Origin of the sequence: Haloimpatiens massiliensis (genome assembly GCF_900184255.1) — a bacterium.
Taxonomy (GTDB): Bacteria; Bacillota; Clostridia; order Clostridiales; family Clostridiaceae; genus Haloimpatiens; species Haloimpatiens massiliensis.
This window is the reverse complement of sequence record NZ_LT854636.1, coordinates 288,068-313,163: the sequence shown is the minus strand read 5'-3', so window position 1 is coordinate 313,163 and position 25,096 is coordinate 288,068. Positions and strand designations below refer to the sequence as shown.

General features: G+C 29.3%; 24 protein-coding genes. 21 read left to right on the top strand and 3 right to left on the bottom strand.

The window, feature by feature from the left end; translation table 11 throughout:
• Positions 1-154 precede the first annotated feature (154 nt).
• A complete protein-coding gene (locus C1715_RS02480) occupies positions 155-967 on the top strand; it encodes a YihY/virulence factor BrkB family protein (protein WP_242971873.1) in 813 nt (270 codons plus the stop codon).
• Positions 968-1,987: 1,020 nt separating this feature from the next.
• Here the strand turns inward: C1715_RS02480 and pepT are convergent.
• The gene (gene pepT, locus C1715_RS02475; protein ID WP_102399091.1) at positions 1,988-3,208 is read right to left on the bottom strand and encodes a peptidase T; all 1,221 of its coding nucleotides are present in this window, start codon (positions 3,206-3,208) and stop codon (positions 1,988-1,990) included.
• A gap of 138 nt (positions 3,209-3,346) precedes the next feature.
• Positions 3,347-4,834 (bottom strand): FAD-dependent oxidoreductase, encoded by a 1,488-nt coding sequence (locus C1715_RS02470; protein ID WP_242971872.1) that lies wholly within the window; start codon positions 4,832-4,834, stop codon positions 3,347-3,349.
• A 426-nt stretch (positions 4,835-5,260) separates the two neighbouring features.
• Here C1715_RS02470 and C1715_RS19975 point away from each other — a divergent pair, with 426 nt between their 5' ends.
• From C1715_RS19975 to C1715_RS02380, 19 genes are all read left to right on the top strand, one after another.
• The gene (locus C1715_RS19975) at positions 5,261-5,383 is read left to right on the top strand and encodes a hypothetical protein (RefSeq protein WP_278320078.1); all 123 of its coding nucleotides are present in this window, start codon (positions 5,261-5,263) and stop codon (positions 5,381-5,383) included.
• Positions 5,384-5,588: 205 nt separating this feature from the next.
• Complete coding sequence (locus tag C1715_RS02465; RefSeq protein ID WP_207654959.1) at positions 5,589-6,539, top strand: AAA family ATPase; 951 nt, start codon at positions 5,589-5,591, stop codon at positions 6,537-6,539.
• Positions 6,540-6,550: 11 nt separating this feature from the next.
• On the top strand, positions 6,551-7,645 hold the full coding sequence (locus C1715_RS02460; protein WP_102399090.1) for a DUF58 domain-containing protein: 1,095 nt from the start codon (positions 6,551-6,553) through the stop codon (positions 7,643-7,645).
• Positions 7,645-8,901 carry a hypothetical protein gene (locus C1715_RS02455; RefSeq protein WP_102399089.1) on the top strand — a complete coding sequence of 419 codons (1,257 nt, stop codon included), beginning with the start codon at positions 7,645-7,647 and terminating at the stop codon, positions 8,899-8,901. Before C1715_RS02460 ends, C1715_RS02455 begins: the two co-directional genes overlap by 1 nt.
• A 218-nt stretch (positions 8,902-9,119) precedes the next feature.
• Positions 9,120-9,473, top strand: coding sequence for a DUF6514 family protein (locus C1715_RS02450; RefSeq protein ID WP_180963969.1), 354 nt, complete (start codon positions 9,120-9,122; stop codon positions 9,471-9,473).
• 100 nt (positions 9,474-9,573) lie between these two features.
• A complete protein-coding gene (gene acpS, locus C1715_RS02445) occupies positions 9,574-9,969 on the top strand; it encodes a holo-ACP synthase (protein WP_102399088.1) in 396 nt (131 codons plus the stop codon).
• A complete protein-coding gene (locus C1715_RS02440; RefSeq protein ID WP_102399087.1) occupies positions 9,950-11,449 on the top strand; it encodes an NAD(P)H-hydrate dehydratase in 1,500 nt (499 codons plus the stop codon). Before acpS ends, C1715_RS02440 begins: the two co-directional genes overlap by 20 nt.
• Positions 11,450-11,512: 63 nt before the next feature.
• A complete protein-coding gene (locus tag C1715_RS02435; RefSeq protein WP_102399086.1) occupies positions 11,513-12,094 on the top strand; it encodes a germination lipoprotein GerS-related protein in 582 nt (193 codons plus the stop codon).
• A gap of 18 nt (positions 12,095-12,112) precedes the next feature.
• Complete coding sequence (gene alr, locus C1715_RS02430) at positions 12,113-13,273, top strand: alanine racemase (protein WP_102399085.1); 1,161 nt, start codon at positions 12,113-12,115, stop codon at positions 13,271-13,273.
• Between the two features lie 141 nt (positions 13,274-13,414).
• Positions 13,415-13,732, top strand: a complete 318-nt coding sequence (locus C1715_RS02425; protein ID WP_102399084.1) for a CopG family ribbon-helix-helix protein — start codon at positions 13,415-13,417, stop codon at positions 13,730-13,732.
• Positions 13,692-14,042 (top strand): type II toxin-antitoxin system PemK/MazF family toxin, encoded by a 351-nt coding sequence (locus C1715_RS02420; RefSeq protein WP_102399083.1) that lies wholly within the window; start codon positions 13,692-13,694, stop codon positions 14,040-14,042. Before C1715_RS02425 ends, C1715_RS02420 begins: the two co-directional genes overlap by 41 nt.
• Positions 14,043-14,195: 153 nt before the next feature.
• A complete protein-coding gene (locus C1715_RS02415) occupies positions 14,196-15,020 on the top strand; it encodes a transketolase (protein WP_102399082.1) in 825 nt (274 codons plus the stop codon).
• Complete coding sequence (locus C1715_RS02410; RefSeq protein ID WP_102399081.1) at positions 15,020-15,958, top strand: transketolase family protein; 939 nt, start codon at positions 15,020-15,022, stop codon at positions 15,956-15,958. The genes C1715_RS02415 and C1715_RS02410 overlap by 1 nt, the downstream gene beginning before the upstream one ends.
• A gap of 157 nt (positions 15,959-16,115) precedes the next feature.
• Positions 16,116-16,472 (top strand): hypothetical protein, encoded by a 357-nt coding sequence (locus tag C1715_RS02405; protein ID WP_102399080.1) that lies wholly within the window; start codon positions 16,116-16,118, stop codon positions 16,470-16,472.
• Between the two features lie 303 nt (positions 16,473-16,775).
• Positions 16,776-17,651, top strand: coding sequence for a YitT family protein (locus C1715_RS02400; protein WP_102399079.1), 876 nt, complete (start codon positions 16,776-16,778; stop codon positions 17,649-17,651).
• 154 nt (positions 17,652-17,805) lie between these two features.
• Positions 17,806-18,492, top strand: coding sequence for a cell division ATP-binding protein FtsE (gene ftsE / locus C1715_RS02395; RefSeq protein WP_102399078.1), 687 nt, complete (start codon positions 17,806-17,808; stop codon positions 18,490-18,492).
• Positions 18,482-19,381: a permease-like cell division protein FtsX gene (ftsX, locus tag C1715_RS02390; RefSeq protein WP_102399077.1), complete on the top strand. Its 900-nt coding sequence runs from the start codon at positions 18,482-18,484 to the stop codon at positions 19,379-19,381. Before ftsE ends, ftsX begins: the two co-directional genes overlap by 11 nt.
• Positions 19,382-19,592: 211 nt before the next feature.
• Entirely contained in the window at positions 19,593-20,789 is a 1,197-nt protein-coding gene (locus tag C1715_RS02385; protein WP_102399076.1) for a S41 family peptidase, read from the top strand.
• Between the two features lie 89 nt (positions 20,790-20,878).
• Entirely contained in the window at positions 20,879-22,165 is a 1,287-nt protein-coding gene (locus C1715_RS02380; protein ID WP_102399075.1) for a PDZ domain-containing protein, read from the top strand.
• A 351-nt stretch (positions 22,166-22,516) separates the two neighbouring features.
• Here the strand turns inward: C1715_RS02380 and C1715_RS02375 are convergent, their stop codons facing one another.
• Complete coding sequence (locus tag C1715_RS02375; protein WP_102399074.1) at positions 22,517-22,705, bottom strand: hypothetical protein; 189 nt, start codon at positions 22,703-22,705, stop codon at positions 22,517-22,519.
• 404 nt (positions 22,706-23,109) lie between these two features.
• Between C1715_RS02375 and uvrB the strand changes: the two genes are divergently transcribed.
• The gene (gene uvrB / locus C1715_RS02370) at positions 23,110-25,095 is read left to right on the top strand and encodes an excinuclease ABC subunit UvrB (protein WP_102399073.1); all 1,986 of its coding nucleotides are present in this window, start codon (positions 23,110-23,112) and stop codon (positions 25,093-25,095) included.
• Position 25,096: the final 1 nt, after the last annotated feature.

Here is a 25,096-nt window from a genome sequence, read left to right as displayed (position 1 = left end):
TTATAATTTACCACATATTGTTTATTAAGTCAATAAATATGGAATTTTTGTTAAAGAAATTTCCAATATTTGAATATACAATACAAAATGGTTATAATAAATATATCTTTATTAAATAAACTACTTGTAGTAGTAAATAGAAAGGAAGATTAATTTGTTACAAGATATAACTTTGCTAATAAAGAGAATAGTAGATGATGATGTATTAGCATTAGGGGCACAATTGGCTTATGGATTTATATTATCTTTTTTTCCATTTTTAATATTTTTACTTACCATAGTAGGATATAGTTCTATTAGTAGTGAAGCTATATTGAGTAGCATACAACTTATATTGCCCCAAAATGCATTTGATTTAGTGAAATCTACAGTTATTGAAGTTGTAGATTATAGAAAAGGAAATCTATTATCTTTTGGTTTGATAGGTACTATATGGGCTTCTTCTACAGGCTTTAGAGCGGTAATAAGAGGGCTCAATAGAGCTTATGATGAAGAGGAAAAAAGGCCTTATTGGAGAGTATTTGGTATATCAGTATTATGCATTTTTGCTTTAATATTAATTATTATGAGTGCATTTCTACTAATAGTATTTGGGGATGTATTAGGAGAGTACATATATAAATGGTTTAAACTCACAAATAACTTTTTTTATTTTTGGAATTCTCTTAGATATGTAGTAATGGTTATATTTATGATATTCACTTTTGCATGTATGTACCACTTTATACCTAGCAAAAGAATGGGGTGGAAAGAAGTGATGCCTGGAGCTACTTTTACTGCTTTAGGCTGGTTAATATCATCTTTATTATTTTCTTATTATGTGAATAATTTTAATAACTATTCTAGGGTATATGGAAGTATAGGAGCCGTTATAGTTATAATTTTATGGCTATATATAACCTCCGTTATAATATTAATTGGCGGGGAACTTAACGCAGTACTTTCTTACAACAAAAAATCAAGATAAGAATATATTGTGACATAATACATTGAAGAAAAATCTGATTTTAATTCCGTAATAAATGTATAATTTGGGACCGTTCACAATACGCCAAGAACTTCTAAATGTCTCACAGTTAAAGCCCCTAAAGCTTTCAAACTCACTCGTTCCTCGTTCAAACATGAAAGCTTCTTAACGGGTCTTTAATTGTGAGACATAAGAAGTTTTAAGGCTAGTTCAATAGTCCCCAATTCTACATTTATTACTACATTAAAATCAGATTTTTAGTTTAATATGTTTATGGTTGGAGAAGAGAAGCCCACTAAAGGATGATTTTCCTCCACTACGTTACGGAAAATCTTTAATTTATAAAACAAATAAAAAGGCTCCCATAATCTTTTTAGGCGTAGCCTTTCGTTTAGAACTTAAATGCCGGTTATTAATAATATTTTGACTAATTGGAAGATACAATTAGTCACTTTAATTAGGTACTAGTAAATACATAATTATTAAAATAAAATATTGGATAAAATTTAATATATTTTACCATAATGCATTGGCTTGTATAAATCTTAGCTTTAATATTTAGACTGGCTGCCGCCAATAAAAGATTGTAAAGGCTTAAAAGAAAAAGCTATAATTATTCGATTAATAGTGTAATTATAGTTTTTATTATCAAATTATTGTATTTATATATTTTTTATTTAATTAAAGATTTTCTGTAGCATAGCGGAGGAAAATCCTCCTTTAGTAGGCTGTCTCCCCCATAAGTAATGTACGTATGAACCGAAAAATCTGTCTTTAAGGTAACAATAAATATATTTTTTTAGACTATTGAGCTAGCCTTAGAAATTCTTTGTTTTCAAATTTCAATACCCGTTAAGAAGCTTTCATGTTTGAGCGCCGTTAGAAGCGAGTTTGAAAGCTTTAGGGTATTAAAATTTGAAAACATTAGAATTTCTTGGCGTATTGCGAACAGTCTAATAAAATATATTTATTGTGGACTTAAAGACAGATTTTTCTTATGGCACTTGCTTCACAATTTTCTTATTTAGTGTATAGTTCTACTATTTTAAGAATTACTTCTACTGCTTTTTCCATAGCAAAAGTTGGGATATATTCAAATTTGCCATGGAAATTGTGTCCACCAGTAAATAGGTTTGGAGTTGGAAGACCTTCAAAAGAAAGTCTAGCACCATCTGTACCTCCTCTAATAGGAACTACTATAGGTTCTACACCTACTTCTTTCATAGCTTTGTAGGCAGTATCTACTATGTGTTTAACTGGTTCTATTTTTTCTTTCATATTATAGTATTGATCCTTAATTTCTAAGTGTATAATATCGCCATATTTTTTATTTAGCTCTTCAACTATTTTTTTCATGTTGATTTTTCTTTGTTCAAATATTTCTCTATTGTGATCCCTTATTATAAATGAAAGTTTGGTTTCCTCTACATCACCTTGGAAGGAACATAAATGATAGAAACCTTCATAGTGCTCAGTGTGTCCTGGAGTTTCAACGGGTGGAAGCATATTTACAAGTTCAGTACCGATAAGTGCAGAGTTTATCATTTTATTCTTTGCGGAACCGGGGTGAACATTTCTTCCGGAAATTTTAATTTTCACACCAGCAGCATTGAAGTTTTCATATTCTAATTCTCCAATGTCACCACCATCTACAGTGTAAGCGAAGTTTGCATTGAATTTTTTAACATCAAAGTGATCAGCACCTCTTCCGACTTCTTCATCTGGTGTAAAGCCTACTTTAATAGTTCCATGTTTAATTTCAGGATGAGCTGCTAAATATTCTACAGCAGACATAATTTCAGCGATACCTGCTTTGTCATCCGCACCTAAAAGAGTTGTTCCATCAGTAGTTATTAGGGTTTTACCTATATAATTTTTTAGCTCTGGAAACTCAGAAGGAGAAAGAACTATACTATTTTCTTTGTTTAATATAATATCCCCTCCGTCGTAGTTTTCTACAAATTGAGCATTGACATTTTCGCCAGATATTTCTGGAGAAGTATCCATGTGTGCTATAAATCCAATAGTAGGAACGGATTTTTCTAAATTTGATGGTAATGTAGCCATTATGTATCCGTTTTCATCCATAGAAGCGTCTTGCAAACCTATAGCCTTTAATTCTTCTACTAAATCCTTACCAAGTAATAATTGTTTACTAGTACTTGGTACAGTATTAGAATCTTCATCTGATTTTGTGTCATACTTTATGTATTTTAAAAATCTTTCAACAACTTTTGACATAAATTCATCTCCTTATGCATAATTTTTACAATATAAAGTTATTATACTATTTTTCTATTTCTAATTCAATTGTATAAAATATTAAAAATGAAAGCAATCTTGTTAAAATGCAACAAGATTGCAAGAAAAACGTGAATATTAGAAATTATTTATTATATCATTTATTTTTCTTTCTTCTTTAATATAGTTAATGATGTTTATAGATTTTGAAGAATCACCTATTAATATACAACCAACTATTTTTTCATCTTTAAAGAATAGTTTTTTATAAATTTTGCTAATGGAATTATTTAGTACAACTGTAGAGACAGTTTCATCTTCAGTTACATTTCCGCAGGAAAATACTGTAGTGTTTAGCGCTTGTAACATAGTGGATGAAACAAAGTTTTTGAATATTAAATTGTCCCCTAAACAATTGGCACCAGCAGTAGTTCCCATTTGTTCTGCAGAAGTCCAAGTGCCAAACACTAAGCCATTTAGTTCAGCTATATCTCCACAAGCATACATATCCTTTATATTTGTTTTCATTTGATCATTTACTACCACTCCTCTGTTCATTTCTAGAGTTGTGTTTTTAAATAAATTTATGTTGGGAGTAATGCCCACTGAGAATAAAACTAAGTCTGTGTCTAAAATTTTCCCACTAGACAACTTAAGTCCAGTGACGTTAGTATCACCTAACACTTCTTCAGCGTTTGCATTTTTTAATACATTTATGCCAGAGCTTTCAACTATATATTCAAATAGTTTAGAGCCCTTATCATCTAGTTGCCTTGTTAAAAGTCTAGGTGATCTTTCAAGAATATTTACTTTAAGTCCTTGCTTTTGGAAACTTTCAGCGGCTTCTAAACCTAAAAGACCACCGCCTATTATAGAAACTTTTTTACAAGAATTCATTTTAATATAATTTTTAATATCCATTAAGTCTTTTAAATTTCTTAAGGTAAAGGTGCCTTTTTTATCATTTCCAGGTATAGGTGGAATAAAACTACTGCTGCCGTTAGCTAAAATTAGCTTGTCATAGGTTAAATCCTCACCAGATTCCAAAGTTAAGGAGTGAGATTCTGTATTTATGGAGTTTACTTTAGTGTTTAATTTAAGGTTTATATTATTATCTTTGTACCACTGTTCGTCGTATAGATATAATTTGTCATTTTCTATAGAATTACCTATTAGACCTGTAAGTTGAGGTCTATAATAAGTTATATATTTTTCGTCAGATATAATAGTTACTTTACAATTTTTATTTCTTTGTCTTATAGACTTAGCTGCGGAAATTCCAGCTATGCCGTTACCTATTATTAAAATATTATAATCTAGATCGGAGGAGAATGTTATTCCTTTTTCTACAGAATCATTAGAAGATTTTTTTACTTCTTCAAATAATTCTGGACCAACACCACAAATAGGGCAATATTCAGGAGGTTTTGTTCCTTCGTATATATAGCCGCAAATTGTACATTCCCATATTTTTATATTTTTCTCCTTCTTATCACTGATATTTTCAGAGGATTGAATCATTTCTTTAAACATATCAGGGCCAACTCCGCAAAGAGGACATATTTCTGGAGGAGTATCACCTTCATGAATATAACCGCATACTGTACATACCCATTTTTTAATCATATTAATATCTCCTTTCTAAAATATATACTAGTATATAATATATAAATTATAATAATATTCTTTCATATTTTAGGATAAATTTCAATGCTAATTTTTAATTATTATTAGTTAATATAATATTTCCTTTTGTAAATGTAAAGCAAGTAATTAAACTGTTATAAGAATTTTATTTGAAAAAATAGTTTATTGGATAAATAGCTATAGTGATATTTGTAGCTTATAGAGGAATGAAAATTATCCTTATGAAAATTAATTTTTAAATTTTAGGTGTAGTAAAATGACGTCTGAAACTTAGAAATTCGTTTATATTTAATGATAGTTTAGTTTTACTGAACTAATTAATAATATTTTAATAGAAAAAATATTAATGCTAATATATAATATAGTTTGAAATTGATATAATATTACACAATAAGGAGATAAAGAATGAATTTACTAAAAGTAATATTTTGGTCAGCAGTGCCTATAGTAGAACAAAGAGCAGCAATTATATCAGCTACCCTAATAACTATACTTTCTTTAACAATACCTGCTGTGCTAGGATATTAATAATTAGATTATTTTATAGTTTAGTTTGCAAAACTACTGTTGCTTGTGTCGATGGTAGTTTTTTTATTTATAAAATTGGTTGTAAAATGTGCGAAATGCAGTAAGTTGTATTGTGTTATTTTTAAAATAATTATGAAAGTGTTATAATGATAATATGCTGTTTTTATATAATAAAATAAATTCTTAATTTTAGGGGGATAATCAAATGCACATGGAGGTTTTTAAGGAATTTAGAAAAAAAGTAAATGATAACGTAAGTAAAGTTATAGTGGGGAAGGAAGAGAAAATAGATAAAATAATAGTTGCATTTATATGTGGAGGGCATGTACTTTTAGAAGACGTACCTGGTGTTGGAAAAACTAAATTAGTAAGAGCACTATCTAAGTCAATGGATTGTTCTTTTAAAAGGATACAGTTTACGCCGGATTTACTTCCATCAGATATGACGGGAATTTATTATTATAATGCAAAAGAGCAAGAGTTTCAGTTTAAACCAGGTCCTATATTAAGTCAGTTTGTGTTGGGGGATGAGATAAACAGAGCAACCCCTAGAACTCAATCAGCTTTATTAGAGAGCATGGAAGAAAGACAAGTTACAGTGGAAGGAAATACTATAAAACTAAATAGACCTTTCTTTGTAATGGCAACGCAAAATCCTATAGAACAATTTGGAACTTTTCCTCTTCCGGAAGCTCAATTAGATAGATTTTTTATAAGATTATCCATGGGTTATCCAGAATATATGGATGAGAAGAAAATGATGGATAGGTTTATAGAAAAAGATCCAATAGACCAATTAGAGTCAGTGGTAAACATGGAGGATATATGCTATGTACAGGATAACTATACAAAAGTTCATGTAAGTGATGAAATGAGAGAGTATATATTGAATATAATAATTGCTACTAGAAAACATAGTAGAGTAGAGGTAGGATGTTCACCAAGGGCAACACTAGCGCTTATGAAAGGTAGTCAGGCTCATGCAGCTATAAATGGAAGGGATTATATTACGCCGGAAGATGTAAAAGCTATGGCAATACCGGTTATAACACATAGACTAGTGCTAAAGAGTGAAAATAGTGTTATGGATAATAAGGGTGAGTACATAGTAGAAGAAATTTTAAATACTGTAAAAACACCTTTAGAAGAGGTATAGAGGTGGTTTAAATGATATCTTTTCTAATATTTTTATTTATAATAATTCTGGTGTATGCTATATCAGATTTTACTAAGAAAAAGGGATTTCATAAGCTATCATTATATAGAAAAGTAGATAAAACCTCTATGGTAGAAGGTGAAGAAGTTAAAGTTTCTATAACAATAGAAAATAAAAAGAAAATGCCTATATTTTTTATGCTTGTAAAAGAAGAACTTCCATATGAAATATTTAGTAAAAACTATACAAATACAACTCAGTATTCTATAGGTGGATATGAAAGAATTACAAAAACCTATGTTATTCCTATAGAGCACAGGGGAGTTTATCTTTTAAAAAAAATAGAAATGGTAGTAGGCGATGTGTTTGGATTTTTTACTACAGATAAAGAAATAGATGATTATATAGAGATTGTAGTTTATCCTAAAATAGTTAATATTATAAAACTAAAATTTGATAGTACAAGCCATCAAGGAGATGCTGTAATAAAGAGATGGATTTATAAGGATCCACTATATATTAAGGGAATAAGAGAATATAATGTTGAAGATAGAATGAAGGATATACATTGGAAATCTAGCCTAAAGATGAATAAGCTTATGGTTAAAGAATATGACTACACATCTGAAAGAGAATTTATAACTATAATAAACATTCAATGTCATAAAACTTACTGGAGATATGTAAATAAAAAAGCTATAGATAGAGCTATAAAGGTTACGGTTTCTATGGCAGATACTGCTTTAAAAGAAAGTATAAAAGTATCAGCGTGGACAAATGCAAATATAATTAGTTATTCGGATGATATTAGAAGTTCAATTACTCTTCCTTGCAATTCTTTAAAAGATGTACTTGAATTGTGTGCGAGAATGGATTATATGCCTAAAAGTAGCTTTAGTGATTTTTTGAATAAACATATAAAATATTTCAAGCCAAATAATACTTATGTAATAGTTAGTTCATTTTTTACTCAGGAAGATGAAAATATAATATTCTTTTTAAGGAATAAGGGGATAAATTTAAAAATTATTGATGTATCTGATAAAGGAGATTTAATTGAAATAAGAGGGGTAGAAAAAATAGTGTATAGAGGTGAAATGGATTAATGAGTTGGTATAGGAGGATAAAATGTTTATTTACAATTGAAGTTGTAATGTTTTCTTATATAGTTTGGTCTACCTTGAATTTTATAATTACTAAAAAACATATAAGTAATATTCTTTTTTTTAGTATTCTAACTTCTGTGTTTTTTATGGAATATATAAACTATAAGAAAAATAATAAGTGGTTAGTTTTAGGTGTTCCAATTTTATTAGGATTAAGTGTCAATTTTTTTTTGAATAAGAGTTTTATATCTTTTACATTAAATTCTGCCTATATATTATTTATAATAGTGTATAGCTATAATATAGAAAAAAACAATGTGAATTACTATTTTAGTAGAGATGTGTTCAAAAAATCCTTGTTTATAGTAATATTATTATGGATAATTACTATGCTATTTGGAAATATTAGTAATAAGACATTTTTTAGATTCTATATTATATATTTTACTATAGGTATAATATATTTAAGGGAAATAAGAGATTATAACTATAATATTATAAATAAAAAATCACTTATCATAGATGGGATAACTGTTGGTTTTATTTTTAGTTTATCTATTGAAAAATTTTATGACATATTTTTCAAAGGTTTAATGTTATTGAAAACTATATTTGATTATGTAGTGAATGTGGTTATAAAGATGTTAATATTTGTATTAGATAAACCTTATACAGCAATTTTGAATTTTTTAAAATCTCTTTTTAAAGAAGAAGTTGTATCAGAAAAAGGAACTTTAAAGAAAAAAGTTATTGAGAAAAAAACAAAAGAAATGATTTCTTACGCTGATAAAGATATAAACTTCCTAAGGATAATTATAAGGATAGTAGTATTTCTTATAATAAGTATAATTGTATACAAAATTGTATCAAAATTAATGTATCATTCATCTAAGGAAGAAAATACAAATGTAATAAGTGAAGAAAAAGAAAAAATAGAAATAGGGGGAAAGAAAAAGAAAAAAAATATTTTAAATAAATTTATAAAAAGTATTTATTTCGGAAAAGATCCCAAAAACAAGATAAAATATTTTTATAGACAATTGCAAATGTATTCTAAAGAAAAAGAGATATTTGATGAATATATGACTGCTACTCAATTAGAAAATTCCATAATTATCAATAGGGATGTTGAAAAAGAAGATTTGAAGTACATTACTGATAGATATAATGAAGTTAAATTTTCACAGCATGAAATTGAAAAGAGAACTGCAGAGGAATTTAAAAATAGATATATCAAAGTAAAGAAAAAAATATAAAATAAATTTTCAACAATTTCGACAGAAAAACGGGAAATAAAAAATAATTAATGGAATATTCTGAAAATTATCAAGGATAAATGCTAAGTTTGTAAGAAAAAAGTTTGTTTTATGTCACTTTAGTACGATAAAAAAATTTTTATAACTGTTATAAAATGACACAATTTTTTCCTTACCAGTGATAATATAATAACAAATAAAATATGGGGGGAAGTTAAATGATTGTAGTAGAAAATGCTATTAGACGACTACAAGAAGGTGATTTAACTCGAATTTATTCTTACAGATTGGTAAAAGACAAAATTTCAATTCATTTCAAAGGAAGCAATGAAGAAGTACAAGCTTATGGCATAGAAGTGGAAAGACAGGATATAATTAATGGAGAAGTAATTAATATACAAAGAGATTGTGTAGTTTCTATAAGTCCATACAGGCATAAAGTACATAATCTAATGAAAATTTTATATGAAAACACAGTATCACCAATCCACCTTATAGACATAATAGGTGAAGAAGTTGATTACAGTGTAGAGGATTTCGATTGTGAACTAAAGAATATATTGGCCAATTAATTTTTTTATGAAGGAAATTGTATTCCTTCATTTTTATTTAAAAATTTAGTAAAATTTATTTGCATAAATTTTATTAATGTTATAGTGAGGTGGACAGTAGATGATAGCTGGCATAGGAGTAGATATTGTTGAGATATCTAGGATAGAGCGAATTCTTAAGGGAAATTCCCTATTCTTAAATAAAATATTTAATGAAGAAGAAATAGTGTACTTGAAGAGTAGAAATTTAAGATACGAATATGTAGCTGGAAGATTTGCAGCAAAAGAAGCAGTATCTAAGGCTTTAGGTACAGGATTTACGGGTTTCTCTTTTAAGGATATAATAATAAAAAATACAGAAATAGGGAAACCAATAGTGGAGCTTAAAAAAATGGCTAAAGAAATAGCAGGAAAAGATGGTAAATACAAAATGCATTTAAGTATATCTCACAGTAGAGAAAATGCTATAGCCTACGCCGTATGGGAGGTGAATAATTTTGAGGATAGGCACAGCTAAAATAAGTAGAGAAATAGATAAAATATGTATTGAAAAATTAAAAATGCCTGGCATGATTTTAATGGAAAATGCTGCATTGAAAGTAGTAAAGAATATAGATATGAATAAAATAAATTCCTTTGTATTAGTATGTGGTAAAGGAAATAATGGAGGAGATGGTTTTGCTATTGCAAGGCATCTGTATGTTCAAGGAAAGAAAGTTCAGGTGTTTTTGGTAGGAAATACTGAGGGATTATCCCATGACTGTATGGTAAACTACTGTATAGTGTCTAATTTGGGTATTGAAATATCAAAAGTTAACAATATAAGTGATTTGGATTATTTCAGAAGTTGTGTAGGTACCAGTGAAATGGTTATAGATTGCTTATTTGGAACAGGGCTTACGAGAAAAATTGAAGGTATATACGAAAAGGTTATATCAATAATAAATGAAAATAGTTCATATACTCTTTCTGTAGATGTGCCTTCAGGAATTAATTCAGATAATGGACAAGTAATGGGGATATGTGTGAAAGCACACAAGACAGTATCTTTTCAACTTTACAAAAGGGGTTTTTTAAAGTACTCAACTAGTAAATTCATTGGACAGGTTATCGTTGAAGATATAGGAATTCCTTCAAAGGTTATAGATGATGTATGTCTAAGAGAATTTATTTTAGATAAGAATCTTATCAAAAAAACTATAAAAATTAGAGATAAGTATTGCAATAAAGGGAATTTTGGAAGAGCACTAATAATATCTGGTTCAGAAGGTTTTACAGGTGCAGCATATATAAGTGCTGAAACAGCAGTAAGAAGTGGAGCTGGGCTTGTGACACTTGCTTGTCCTAAGGATATTCAAGGTATATTAAGTTGTAAACTTACAGAAGCAATGACGGTGAATTTTACAGAAAAGGAAAAAATACAGGAAATAGTATCTAGAGCTAAAGCCATTGCCATAGGTCCAGGCATGGGAAATAGTATAGAGACTTTTAGACTTTTAGAAAAAATAATAAAAAGATCTAAATGTCCTATAGTAGTGGATGCAGATGCTATAAATGTGCTTCAAAATCATAAAGATATCATAAAAGAATCCTCTAATGCTTTAGTTTTTACACCTCATCCAGGGGAAATGTCTAGACTTACAGAATTGGATATAAAAGATATTAATGAAAACAGAGTAGACATTGCTAAAAAATTTGCATTGGAAAATAACGTAATAGTATTGTTGAAGGGTTATAATACTGTAATAACTGATGGAAATAGTACATTTATAAATCCTACAGGAAATAGTGCTATGGCTAATGGAGGGATGGGGGACTGCTTAACAGGATTAATAACTTCATTTATAGCTCAAGGTTATACTCCATTAGAAGCAACATATGTATCTGCTTATATTCATGGTTATTGTGGAGATAAATTAAGTAGTAAGATGTTTTCTGTAAATGCAAAGCATATAATAGAGTACATTCCCTATGCTATAAAAGAAATAATAGAATAAAAATAGAATATTAATTTCCCCAAAGCAATATTAATTAATTATAGTATTGTTTGGAGGAAAGGTATGAAAAGCGCAAATAAAATAATTACTTTAATATTATCTATAGTTCTTCTTTTATCGTTAATCGCTTGTGGAAATAAAAAACCGGAAAAAGAAAATGAGATTATAGATATAATAAAATCCATTGATAAATACACTACAGATATAGAAATAACTATAATAAATTCTAGACAAGAAATTCAGTTAACAGGAAAGCAAACATATGAAAAAGGGGAAGTTGCTAAATTAGAAGTAAATGGCACAAGACAGATGGTTTATAAGGGTAATAAAATACACATAAATGATGTACAAAACGAGAAAAAATATTCAACTGATGAAAGTTTTGATAGCTTATATAAGTTAAGTTTTATTGATGAATATATAAAACTTATTTATAATAACGAAAAAATTAAATATAAATATAAAAAACTGGATGATAATGAGTATTTAGTAGTTATAATGGATTTGCCCTATAACAACAGGAATTTAAGTAAAGTTAATTTATACTTGGATTACAAAGAAAAGAAGCCATATAAAGTAGTAATTTATAATGAAAAAGATGAAGAAAAAGTAAATATAGTTTATAAGAATTTTTATATGCATTAATATATGGAGGTGAAAGTGGTGTTTAGGCACTTAAGACCAGTCTGGGCTGAAATACATTTGGATAAATTAGCTAGTAATATGAGAGAAATAAGAAGAGTATCAAAAAGCAAGGATATAATAGCTGTAGTGAAAGCAGATGCATATGGACATGGAGCATTAGATGTAGCACCAGTATTTTTAGAAAATGGAGCTAATAGATTAGCAGTAGCAGTAATAAGTGAAGCTGTTGAGCTAAGAAGAGGAGGAATAGAGTGCCCTATAATGATTTTAGGTTTTACTCCTCCAAATTTAATTGATAACTTATTAAGATATGATATAGAACAAACAGTTTATTCCTATGATTTTGCAGAAGAAATATCTAAAATGGCAGTTAAAAGTAATAAAGTAGCTAAAATTCACATAGCTTTAGATACAGGCATGGGAAGAATAGGATTTTTGCCTGATGAAAATAGTGTAAATCAGGTATATAAAATAAGTAAATTGCCTAATATAATAATAGAAGGAATATTTTCGCATTTTTCTGCTGCAGATGAAAAAGATAAGGAATATACATATAAACAATTGAAGCACTTTAATTGGTTTTATAATAAACTAAAAGATAATGGAGTAAATATAAATATAAGGCACATAGCTAATAGTGCAGCTATTATTGATTTACCTGAAACTCATTTTGAAGCGGTAAGACCAGGAATAATACAGTATGGCTATTATCCTTCAGAAGAAGTTTCTAAAGATAAAATAAATATAAAACCTGCTATGCAGTTGAAGACAAATGTAGTTCACATTAAAAAAATTCCTGCAGGAGAGTACATAGGATACGGGAGGAAGTTTAAAACTACTAGAGATACCATAATAGCAACTTTACCAGTAGGATATGCTGATGGATATACAAGATTGCTTTTTGGTAAGGGAAAAGTAATTATAAATAATAAATTTGCGCCAGTGGTGGGGAGAATATGCATGGACCAATGCATGATAGACATTACAGATATAAAGAATGTAAAAGTGGGTACAGATGTAATACTTATAGGGGAAACTGAAGAAATAAAATTTAATGCAGAAGATGCAGCAGCGATTCTAGGTACTATTAGTTATGAGGTAGTTTGTATGATTAGCAAAAGAGTGCCAAGAGTATACATAAAGGAAGGAAAAATTGTAAAAATAAGGAATTATGTATAGGGATTATACAGATTTCAATAATATACTTGTAGAAAAATGGGGGTTTAATAGCGCAAAATCTTTGACATATTGACAAATAGGGTTATAATTAAAGAGTAGATACATATTTCGCTTTAATAAATAGGAGGTATCGATTATCGTATGTCAGGCTCAAAGAGATTGGTGGTAAACCTCTCAGAAAAACTTTTTAATGAATTTAATGAAGCTTTAAAGAAAGATTCTAAAAAAAGAAGTGAATTTATAAGAGAGGCCATAATATTATATATTGAGGAGAAAAAAAGGTTGAGCTATGAAGAAATGCAAAAGGGATATATAGAAATGGCTCAGCTAAATCTAGAATTATGTGAATGTGGCTTTGAAAGTGATATGAAAGAGTTAGGAGAATATGAAGCTATGCTTTCGGAGAGTGATTTGCCTGATGACACCGATAGTAAAACGAGGAGATATATTTTATGCTGATCTCAGTCCAGTGGTTGGTTCAGAACAGGGTGGAGTAAGACCAGTTATCATAATACAAAATGATGTGGGAAACAAATATAGTCCTACAGTTATTGTGGCAGCAATTACGTCACAAATCAATAAGGCCAAGCTGCCAACTCATGTAGAAATTTCTTCAGAGGAATATGGTCTTAATAAAGATTCTGTTGTGCTCTTAGAGCAAATAAGAACTTTAGACAAAAGACGACTTAAAGAGAAAATTGGTCATATGACAGATGATGACATGGAGAAAGTTAATGAGTCAATTTTAATAAGTATTGGATTGAAATAGCAGCAAAATAGGGGTTATATAATTGTTTATATAACCCTTATTTTAATTTTAGTAAATAATATTTAAAAAAATGCAAAAAATTCATATAAAGGCTTTTTACTTTTTAAAGTAATTGTTATAATATGATTATGAGCAAGCTTAGGAGGGATAAGAATGGAAGTTAACACAAAAGAACTACAGACCATAGCAAAAACTGTAAGAAAAGACATAATAACAATGATAACTCAATCAGCTTCAGGACATCCAGGAGGATCATTGTCAGAAGTTGAAATCTTAACAACTTTATATTTTAAAGTAATGAATATTAATCCTCAAAATCCACAGGATCCAGATAGAGATAGATTTGTGCTTTCTAAAGGACATGGTGCTCCAGGTCTGTACAGTGTATTGGCTAGAAAAGGTTACTTTGATGTAAGTGAATTGAATAATTTAAGAAAGTTAGGATCAATGCTTCAGGGACATCCAAATATGAATTATGTTCCTGGTATTGACATGTCTACAGGTTCATTGGGTCAGGGAATTTCAGCAGCAGTTGGAATGGCTTTAGCTGGAAAACTAGATAACAAAGCCTATAGAGTATATGCTTTGTTAGGCGATGGAGAATTAGGTGAAGGTGAAGTATGGGAAGCAGCTATGTCTGCAGCTCATTACAAATTAGATAACTTAACAGCATTTGTAGATTTCAATGGATTACAAATAGATGGAAAATGTGAAGAAGTCATGAATTCTAACCCTATAGATGATAAGTTTAAAGCCTTTGGATGGCATGTTATAACTATAGACGGACATGATTTTGAACAAATAATAAAAGCTATTGAAGAAGCAAAAAATACTAAAGATAAACCAACAGTTGTTATATGTAAAACAGTAAAAGGAAAAGGTGTGTCATTTATGGAAAATCAAGCTGGATGGCATGGTTCAGCTCCTAGTAGGGAACAATGTGAGGAAGCTTTAAAAGAAATAGGAGGTGAAAACTAATGACAAAAATGGCTACTAGAGAGGCTTATGGAAAGACTCTTGCTAAATTAGGAGAAGAAAAATCAAATGTAGTAGTTCTTGATGCGGATTTATCAAAATCAACTAAAACTGCGGAATTTAAAAAGGTATTTCCAGAAAGATTTATAAATATGGGAATTGCTGAAGGAAATATGATGGTGGTTGCAGCTGGATTGGCATCTTGTGGAAAGATACCATTTGTAAGTACCTTTGCTATGTTTGCTGCTGGTAGAGGATTCGAACAAATAAGAAACTCTATATGTTATCCTAAATTAAATGTTAAAGTATGTGCAACTCACGCTGGTTTAACAGTTGGTGAGGATGGAGCATCTCATCAAGCTATAGAAGATATATCTTTAATGAGAAGTATACCAAATATGCTTGTAATATCTCCAAGTGATGGAATTGAAGCAGAAGCAGCTATAAAAGCAGTGGCAGAATATGAGGGACCTTGTTATGTTAGACTTGGTAGATCAGCAGTTTCAGTAATAAATGATAATGCAGATTATAAGTTTGAATTGGGAAAAGGTGTTACTTTAAGAGAAGGAAAAGATGCCACTATAATAGCTACTGGAATAATGGTAGATGCTGCATTAGAAGCTTATAATATATTAGCAGAAGAAGGAATAAAGGTTAAAGTTATAAATATACATACAATAAAACCAATAGATCCAAAAATAATAACTGATGCTGCAAGAGAAACGGGAGTTATAGTAACAGCTGAAGAACATAGCATAATAGGTGGATTAGGTTCAGCGGTTGCAGAAGTAGTAACGGAAAACTACCCTGTGCCAGTATTAAAAGTAGGAGTTAAAGATACTTTTGGAGAAAGTGGAAAGCCAGCAGAGCTTCTAGAAAAGTATGGATTAACAGCAATGGATATAGTTAAAATGGTTAAAAAGGGCATAAGCTTAAAATAGTAAAAGCTAGTTATTAATAAAAGGAAGGAGTAAATAGCTCCTTCCTTTTATTAAACCCTTTTATTTATGCAAAAATGAAATTTTTTATTCATTTTTGCATAAATAAAGATTTTTCAAAACCTTTATGATATAATCTGAATGTAGGAGTGATGGGTATATGAATAATTTTTGGACAGATATAAAAGAGTGTCTTAAAATTTCTATTAAAATATTACTAATAAGCTTTTTAATAGGTATATTAATAGGATTAATTGGGTCTGTCATAAAAGGTTCATTTAATACAGTGTACATAGTAGAATGGGGAGGAAGATTTGTAACCTATGCATCTTGTTTTGGATTGTTCATGTCAGCAGTTTCATTTACCAAAAAGGATTTAATGAGACCATTAAATTATGAGAAACAATGGAAAACATATTTTTTAAGACTTAACTTAGCTCAGGTAATATTTTTTGTGTCTACATTTTGTTTGATTTTTTCATTAATAATAAACTCAGTTCTATTTTATTTTAAGTAATTTAATAAAAATAATTTTTATTAAATAGAACTGATAGAGCTGAATTGAAGTTATATCAATAAAACTTCTTTGTTTATATGTATGGAAATTATTAATTTGTACATGGTCAGAACATTCTTGATACCAATATATCAAGAATGTTTATTATGGTTGCACCAGGTACTATAAATAAGAGTTAAGGGATAATTATACAAATTCATTTAAACGGTTACATGGCATGATATATTTATTAATACATATTTTAAGACATAAACCTAAATAGGGTTTATATATAATTATTGCTAGATTATACGGGGGGATATTATGGAGAAAGTAAATAAGAATAACAAAAGAATAGTAATTAAAGAATGGGTATTAGCAACAGTTGGAGTTTTAATATTAGCAATTGCTACAAGAGCTTTTTTAGAACCTAATCATATAGCTGGTGGAGGTGTTTTGGGTATAGCTATAGTACTACACCACTATATTCCAATATCTGTAGGACTTTTAACAGCTTTAATGAATATTATATTATTTATAATTGCATTTATAGTAATAGGACCACAATTTGGAGCTAAAACGATTTATTCCAGTTTTGCACTGGCAGGATCAATATGGATAATGGATAGGCTCATAGACCCTACATGGATGGTAACAGATAATTTGCTTTTAGCTACCATATTTGGAACTTTATTATCAGGAGTTGGTATGGGGTTGGTTTTTAATCAAAATGCTTCTACAGGAGGTACAGACATACTGGCCAAGATAATAAATAAATTTGTACATATAGATTTAGGAAAAGCATTACTGATGGTGGATTTTTTAGTTACAGTAGCAGCTGGCATGACGTTTAATGCTGAAGTTGGAATGTATTCTCTATTATCTGTAATAATAAACTGTACTACCATAGATTCTGTAATAAATGGATTAAATATGTGTAAATCTGTAATGGTTATAAGCATGGAAAGAGATAAAATTAGTCAGTTTATAATTAATGAATTGGGAAGAGGCTGCACTATATTTCATGGAAAAGGTGGATTTAGTGGACAGGATACTAATATATTATATACGGTTTTAGATAGAAAGCAATTTATTAGATTAAAGATATTTATAAAAGAAGTAGACCAAAGGGCGTTTATAACTGTAAGTGATGCTAGAGAGGTGTTAGGTGAAGGGTTTAAAGATATAATAGAAGATTAAAAAGGCTTGATTTCCACATATTATGATTATGTGGAAATTTTACTTGTAATAAAAAAATTAACATATTAAAAATATTGAGGTATACGTTAGAAAAAAGCATATTATTATGTTATAATATATAAATAAAACCTACAAGGAATAGGAGTATAGAATAATGATTAAATTTGAAAATGTAACTAAAGTTTATAACAATAATGTTTTAGCTTTATCTAATGTAAATATAGAAATAGATAGTGGAGAATTTGTGTTTCTAGTTGGACCTAGTGGAGCTGGTAAATCTACTTTTATCAAAATACTCTTAAGAGAAATTCAAACTTCTAGTGGAACAGTAACGGTTAATAATATTAACTTAACAGAGCTTAAGAGAAGCGAAGTACCTTATTATAGACGTAAAATAGGTGTTGTATTTCAGGATTTTAGATTAATACCTTCATTGAATGTTTATGAAAATGTGGCTTTTGCCATGAGGGTTACAGGAGCATCTAGTAGAGAAATAAGAAAAAAAGTTCCAACCGTTTTATCTCTTGTTGGTTTATCTAAAAAATATAAGGCTTTTCCAAATGAACTTTCAGGAGGAGAACAGCAAAGAGTTTCTTTGGCTAGAGCTATAGTAAACAACCCGTCCTTACTAATAGCAGATGAGCCTACAGGAAATTTGGATCCAGAAACTACTTTAGAAATAATGAATATACTTCAAGACATAAATAGAGCTGGTACTACAATAGTTATGGCAACACATGCTAAAGATATTGTAGATAACATGAAGAAAAGAGTTATTGCCATAGAGAAAGGCGCTATAGCAAGAGATGAGCAAAGGGGTAGATACGGTTATGAGGATTAATGCATTTAAATATTTTATTGTAGATGCTTTAAAAAGTTTAAGGCGAAATAAAACAGTAAGTTTAGCATCTATGCTTACTGTAGCAGCTTCTTTATTTTTAATGGGAATATTTTTAATTGCTATTTTAAATGTAGGTCAAGGAGTAGAGAATGTAGAGTCTCAAGTTCAAATAAAGGTTATTTTAAAAGATACTATAAAAGCTGATGAAAAAAACAACATAGAAAACAAATTAAAATCTACAAAGGGAGTTAAGGAAATAGAATTTGAAAGTAAAGCCAAAGCTTTAGAAAAATGGAAAAATCAATTAGGAGAAGAAAATGCAGGATTAGCCGAGGGGCTTGAAAAACAAAATCCTATGCCTACTTCGTACATAGTTAAATTGGAATCACCAGAGAATGCAGAAACAGTAGTTTCAAAGGTGAAGAATATGCCAGGAATAGAAAAAATTAAAGATGGAAGAAAAATAGTAAATCAAATTATTAAAATTACTAAAGCTTTAAAGTGGATTGGTATAGTACTTTTCATTATATGTCTTACAGTATCCCTATTCCTAATAGGAAATACTATAAAATTAACAGTTTACTCTAGAAGAAGAGAAATAAATATAATGAAGTATGTGGGAGCTACAGATTGGTTTATAAGATGGCCTTTTATAATAGAAGGTATCATAATAGGTATTTTAGGCGCACTTCTTGCTACCATAGTGTTATACTATGCTTATAAATTTATATATGTCAAAATTACTGCTGGTGGGGTAGCACTTATGCTAATGAACCTTATAACACCTGCTTATGTATTTACTGTAATGGCTTGGAAGTTTATATTAGGTGGAATTTTGATAGGCTCAATGGGTAGTATATTATCCATTAGAAAGTTTTTACAAGTATAATGAATATAACCCTGGGGAAACCCAGGTTTTTTTCTTTATCAATATTATAGATGTGAAATTATGTTATTTATCAATAATTCATGTAAATAAGGTACTTTATCATAATTATGTTAAAATGATATAATTAAAATAATAATATTAAGTAATAGTATGAATAATAATATATAATAGTATAATATATTTAAAAGTGTGAAGATAAGAGGTGTAAAATATGACAAATAAGAAAAAGTGGGTATCATTTACCGTAGCATTATTAATTGTAACTAATCTATTTACAGGATTTATATTTAGTAATAGGAGTACAGTAGCTCCGAAGGATAATGAAATAGCAAAATTTAATAAGTTGTTTTTGGTAAGGGATAAAATATACAAATATTATGATGGACCTATAAGTGATGAGGTGTTAGTAGAAGGGGCAATCAAAGGAATGACTGCAGCGCTTAAAGACCCATACACAGTTTTTATGAATAAAAAAGAGTTTGAAGAATTTAATAGCCAAATAGAGGGCAGTTATGTTGGTATAGGAATACAAGTTGGAGTAAAAGATAATAAAATAGTAATAATAAGTGCTTTTGATAATTCACCAGCTAAAAAAGCTGGTATTGTCAGTGGAGATATAATAGAAAAAGTTAATGGCGTATCAGTAAATGGAGAACAATTAGAAAAAGCAGTGTCAATGATGAAAGGAAAAGAAGGAAGGGAAATTGATTTAACTCTATTTAGAGAGAAGAAAGGTGAATTTAATTTAAAATTAAAAGCAGAAAAGATAGAATTTAAAACTGTAAAGGGAGAAATTCTTGAAGATGGTTTAGGATATATAGAAATAAGTATGTTTGATGAAAATACATCTAAGGATTTCAATAAAAAGTTAAAAGAATTAAATAACAAGGGAATGAAGGGGCTTATATTAGATTTAAGAGGCAACCCTGGAGGATCACTAAAGACTTGCGTAGAAGTGGCTTCTAATTTCGTACCTAAGAAAGCAAATATAGTTTCTACTGTGGATAAGAATAAGAAAAAAATAGAATATAATTCAGAAGGCGGAGATGCTATAGATATGCCTTTAGTGGTTTTAACAGATGGTGGAACTGCTAGTGCATCTGAAATAGTTTCTGGAGCTGTGAAGGATTATAAATTAGGTACCTTAATAGGTGAAAAAACTTTTGGAAAAGGTGTAGTACAAACAATGATAGATACAAAAGAGGGAACTGCACTTAAGGTAACTATAGCTAAATATTACACTCCTTCTGGAAAGAATATACATAAAATAGGTATAAATCCAGATATAGAGGTTAAGTATTCAGATAAACAAAAAGAAGAAGCTGCTAAGAATGGATATAATAGAAGTAATGACCCTCAATTTCAAAAGGCATTAGAAGTTATAAAAGAAAAAATGAAGAGTAAATAGTTAGTGGTTAAATATCAGACTTAGTATTTAATTAAAATATAAAAAATATAGAATTAATAGTTTAGTTCAGTTCAGTAAGGGGGGGTAATGTGTCGCTAATACTTTACGTATTGAGAGCAGTTGCAGCAGCATTAGTAGAACCTGTGTCTCTTTTAGTCTTGACTTTTATAGGAGTTATGTTTTATAGGCAAAACAAAAAAATTGCATTAATGCAAAAAATAGTGGTAGGAAAAAGTATAAACTCTCCTTTGGAGCTAACTATATCTGAAATAGTAATAGGAATATTTGGAGCAGTTTTGGCTAGTTTAATTATGGCCTATTTAGGAATAACTTTTAGAGAAGAATCATTAATAGATTTTATATTTATTTTATCAATAATTTTTATGCTCATAAAACCTAGATTTGTGTGTTTTGCATATTCAGGAGCAGCTTTAGGCTTGTTAAGCTTAGTGTTTCAAAAATTATCAATAATTTTAAATAATCCTTCATTGGATTTGTTTAAAATAGATATAGTAGCACTAATGTCCTTAGTGGCAGTACTCCATTTTGTAGAAGGAATTATGATAATACTGGATGGCAAGAGAGGTGCCATTCCAGTATTTAAAAATGATAAAGGTAAAATATTTGGAGGCTTTTTATTAAAAAGATATTGGATTTTACCAGTGGCTTTAATTTTTATAGTTAATCCTAATTCTTTTCAGGGAATAAACATAAATCCACCTAATTGGTGGCCTATAGTTAGGCAAAGTACTCCATTTAGCACAGTGAAAAATATGTTAATAGCAGCTATAACCTTTTATGGCATAATAGGTTATGAATCTGTTACATTTACAAAAACTAAAGAAGAAAAAACTGCTTCTTCAGGAATATGGGTGATAGTATATTCTTTAGTCTTATTTTTGTTTACTCAAATAAGTCCAAATAGTGAATTTACCCAAGTATTTCTTATAATATTTGCTCCATTAGGTCATGAAGCTATGATTTTAGTTCAGCGTTTTATGGAGGCTACAAAGAAGGCTATATATTTTAGTGGAGAAGAGGGTATGATGGTATTAGAAGTGATACCTAATTCTTTAGCCGATGAGATGGGAATTAAAAGTGGAGATTTACTTATGAATATTAACAATAAGAAGATAAGTGAAGAAAATGATATAATTGATGTGATTAGAGATGCACCTAATTATATAAGGCTTACGGCTAGAAAAATTTCTGGAGAGTTGAAAGAATTGAAGTATGATAACATCATAAGTAGAGGGGATTTAGGGGCTTTATTTGTTCCTAAAATTGTACCAGAAGACAATACTGTTATAAAATTAAGAGGTAATGATTTTAAAAAGTATTTAGAGGAAGCTAAGAAAAAAGAAGAAAATAGTTAAAAAAATAAAACTAATTACAATAAAAAATAAATAATAAGATTATTCCACAAAAAGCATTATATTACCTGAATTATGAAATTTCTCTGGAATGACTTGCATAAGAAGCGAAGGAACTGTTTAAATTAAATTTATTGTTCCGAGCTCTTATGCAAGTCATGGAGGAGAAATTTCATAATTCTACTACATTGTACCTTATTGTGGATAATCATAATAAAAAATAAAATAGTTAAAAAGGTTCATAAAAAATATAGTTGAATAACCTAAAAGAGGAAAAGCATAAGAATATAATTTCTTATGCTTTTCCTCTTTTAGGTGGTTAGTTGTTTATTGTTAGGGTGATTTATTTAAATTTTATTTTTCGTCAATACTAGAAATTACATTATCGTATAAATCTAATTCACATTTACAGTTTTTACAATGTGAGCATTTAGAACAACGTTTACTTAAAGAAGTTCCTATAGAAGACATTACTACAGGTTCTTGTGATTTAAAAGAAGAACAATTTGAAGCTACGCACATACTTTCATAAATATTTCCCATTATATATTCCTCCCATATATAAATAATTATATTATTGTAGTTCCGCAATAATAATAAATTATGTACAAAAACGTTTGCAAAAAACTGTTTATACCTACGATTTACAATATAATTGTAGCACTTATAAAATGTAAAAGCAATAAAAATATAAAAAAATAGCACATTAATTATACATTATATATTATATATGCTACACTATTGCCTTGATAGAGAATTACTGGTTGTTTAAAATAGAGATTCATATAGGCATAATAGGCATTATAAATGAGTTATAATAATTTGTAGTATAATGATTACATAATTGCAGCAAGGGAAAAGATAATTATATGATATATGGTTGACATTAGGAAAAATAAGGGTTAAAATAATAGTATCGAACAAATGTTCAATGTGAGGTGTATATAATGGGAGAGTTTAAAATACATTCTAAATTCAAACCTACGGGAGATCAACCACAAGCTATTGAGAGTTTGGTAAATGGTATAAATAAAGGACATGATTTTCAAACACTTTTAGGGGTAACAGGTTCAGGAAAAACTTTTACTATGGCAAATATAATAGAAAAGGTACAAAAACCAACTTTGGTCTTAGCACACAATAAAACCTTAGCGGCGCAGTTATGCTCAGAATTTAAGGAGTTTTTTCCTGAAAATTCTGTGGAATATTTTGTATCTTACTATGATTACTATCAACCAGAAGCTTATGTAGCTCAAACTGATACATATATTGAAAAGGATGCATCTATAAATGATGAGATAGATAAATTAAGGCACTCAGCAACTTCTGCTCTTTTAGAGAGAAGAGATGTAATTGTAGTGGCATCTGTATCATGCATATATGGACTTGGTAATCCAGAAGAATATAAAAACTTAACAGTTTCTTTAAGAGAAGGAATGCTTAGAGATAGGGATGAAATAATTAGAAAATTGATAGATATACAGTATGAAAGAAATGATATAAATTTTGTGAGAGGTACATTTAGAGTAAGGGGAGATGTGTTAGACATATTCCCAGCTTCATCTACAAACAAGGGAATAAGAGTGGAGTTTTTTGGAGATGAAATAGATCGTATAAGAGAGTTTGATGTCATTACCGGGGAAATAATAGGAGGAAGAAAACATGTTTCTATATTCCCAGCATCACACTTTGCTACATCTAAAGATAAAGTAGAAACATCATTAGAGGAGATAGAAAGAGAACTGGAATATACACTTAAAGAATTTAAGTCAGGGGATAAACTATTAGAAGCTCAAAGGCTTAAGCAAAGAACTAATTTCGACATTGAAATGATAAGAGAAATGGGTTACTGTACTGGTATAGAAAACTATTCTAGAATATTTGATGGAAGAGAACCAGGAACACCACCACAAACATTATTAGACTATTTTCCAGAGGACTTTCTACTATTTATAGATGAGAGTCATGTAACTATTCCTCAAATAAGGGCTATGTACGGTGGAGATAGGTCTAGAAAGGAAAATTTAGTTCAATATGGTTTTAGACTTCCATCAGCTTTTGACAACAGACCGCTTAAATTTGAAGAGTTTGAAAACAAACTAAATCAGGTGGTATTTGTAAGTGCAACTCCTTCTGAATATGAAAAGAACCATTCTAAAAATATAGCTGAACAGATAATAAGGCCTACAGGACTTTTAGATCCAGAAATAGTAATTGAAAAGACAAAAGGACAAATTGATAATTTGTATTCAAGGATAAAGGAAACCATAGCTAAAGGATATAGAGTGTTAATAACTACTTTAACTAAAAAAATGGCAGAAAATTTAACAGATTACTTTAAGGAAATGGGTATTAAAATAAACTATATGCATTCGGATGTGGACACTATTGAGAGAATGAAATTGATAAGGGATTTGAGAAAAGGAGAGTTCCATGTTATGGTTGGAATTAACCTTTTAAGGGAAGGACTAGATATACCAGAAGTAGCTTTAGTGGCAATACTAGATGCGGATAAGGAAGGATTTTTAAGATCTGAGACATCATTAATACAGACTATAGGAAGAGCTGCTAGAAACTCAGAGAGTAAAGTTATTATGTATGCTGATAATATAACAGGAGCTATGGAAAGGGCTATAAATGAAACAAATAGAAGAAGAGAGATTCAAAAGGAGTATAACAGGGTTCATGGTATAATTCCTAGAACAGTTATGAAAGACATAAGGGAAGTTATAGAGGCCACTCAAGTAGCAGAAAGTGCTGCAGAAAAATACGAAGCATTACCTGAGGATGTAGAATTAACAAAAGAAGAAGTTGCTAAATTAATTAAGAAATATGAAAAGGAAATGAAACAGGCAGCCAAAAACTTAGAGTTTGAAAGGGCTGCAGATTTCAGAGATAAAATAACAAAATTAAAGGGGAGTATGGAGAATTAAA

What these genes read in the sequence shown, in the direction of transcription:
- pepT (WP_102399091.1), bottom strand. Translation starts at nt 3,208, where the DNA reads ATGTCAAAAGTTGTTGAAAGATTTTTAAAATACATAAAGTATGACACA.
- C1715_RS02470 (WP_242971872.1), bottom strand. Translation starts at nt 4,834, where the DNA reads ATGATTAAAAAATGGGTATGTACAGTATGCGGTTATATTCATGAAGGT.
- C1715_RS19975 (WP_278320078.1), top strand. Translation starts at nt 5,261, where the DNA reads ATGAATTTACTAAAAGTAATATTTTGGTCAGCAGTGCCTATAGTAGAA.
- C1715_RS02465 (WP_207654959.1), top strand. Translation starts at nt 5,589, where the DNA reads ATGCACATGGAGGTTTTTAAGGAATTTAGAAAAAAAGTAAATGATAAC.
- C1715_RS02460 (WP_102399090.1), top strand. Translation starts at nt 6,551, where the DNA reads ATGATATCTTTTCTAATATTTTTATTTATAATAATTCTGGTGTATGCT.
- C1715_RS02455 (WP_102399089.1), top strand. Translation starts at nt 7,645, where the DNA reads ATGAGTTGGTATAGGAGGATAAAATGTTTATTTACAATTGAAGTTGTA.
- C1715_RS02450 (WP_180963969.1), top strand. Translation starts at nt 9,120, where the DNA reads ATGATTGTAGTAGAAAATGCTATTAGACGACTACAAGAAGGTGATTTA.
- acpS (WP_102399088.1), top strand. Translation starts at nt 9,574, where the DNA reads ATGATAGCTGGCATAGGAGTAGATATTGTTGAGATATCTAGGATAGAG.
- C1715_RS02435 (WP_102399086.1), top strand. Translation starts at nt 11,513, where the DNA reads ATGAAAAGCGCAAATAAAATAATTACTTTAATATTATCTATAGTTCTT.
- C1715_RS02425 (WP_102399084.1), top strand. Translation starts at nt 13,415, where the DNA reads ATGTCAGGCTCAAAGAGATTGGTGGTAAACCTCTCAGAAAAACTTTTT.
- C1715_RS02420 (WP_102399083.1), top strand. Translation starts at nt 13,692, where the DNA reads ATGACACCGATAGTAAAACGAGGAGATATATTTTATGCTGATCTCAGT.
- C1715_RS02415 (WP_102399082.1), top strand. Translation starts at nt 14,196, where the DNA reads ATGGAAGTTAACACAAAAGAACTACAGACCATAGCAAAAACTGTAAGA.
- C1715_RS02410 (WP_102399081.1), top strand. Translation starts at nt 15,020, where the DNA reads ATGACAAAAATGGCTACTAGAGAGGCTTATGGAAAGACTCTTGCTAAA.
- C1715_RS02405 (WP_102399080.1), top strand. Translation starts at nt 16,116, where the DNA reads ATGAATAATTTTTGGACAGATATAAAAGAGTGTCTTAAAATTTCTATT.
- C1715_RS02400 (WP_102399079.1), top strand. Translation starts at nt 16,776, where the DNA reads ATGGAGAAAGTAAATAAGAATAACAAAAGAATAGTAATTAAAGAATGG.
- ftsE (WP_102399078.1), top strand. Translation starts at nt 17,806, where the DNA reads ATGATTAAATTTGAAAATGTAACTAAAGTTTATAACAATAATGTTTTA.
- ftsX (WP_102399077.1), top strand. Translation starts at nt 18,482, where the DNA reads ATGAGGATTAATGCATTTAAATATTTTATTGTAGATGCTTTAAAAAGT.
- C1715_RS02385 (WP_102399076.1), top strand. Translation starts at nt 19,593, where the DNA reads ATGACAAATAAGAAAAAGTGGGTATCATTTACCGTAGCATTATTAATT.
- C1715_RS02375 (WP_102399074.1), bottom strand. Translation starts at nt 22,705, where the DNA reads ATGGGAAATATTTATGAAAGTATGTGCGTAGCTTCAAATTGTTCTTCT.
- uvrB (WP_102399073.1), top strand. Translation starts at nt 23,110, where the DNA reads ATGGGAGAGTTTAAAATACATTCTAAATTCAAACCTACGGGAGATCAA.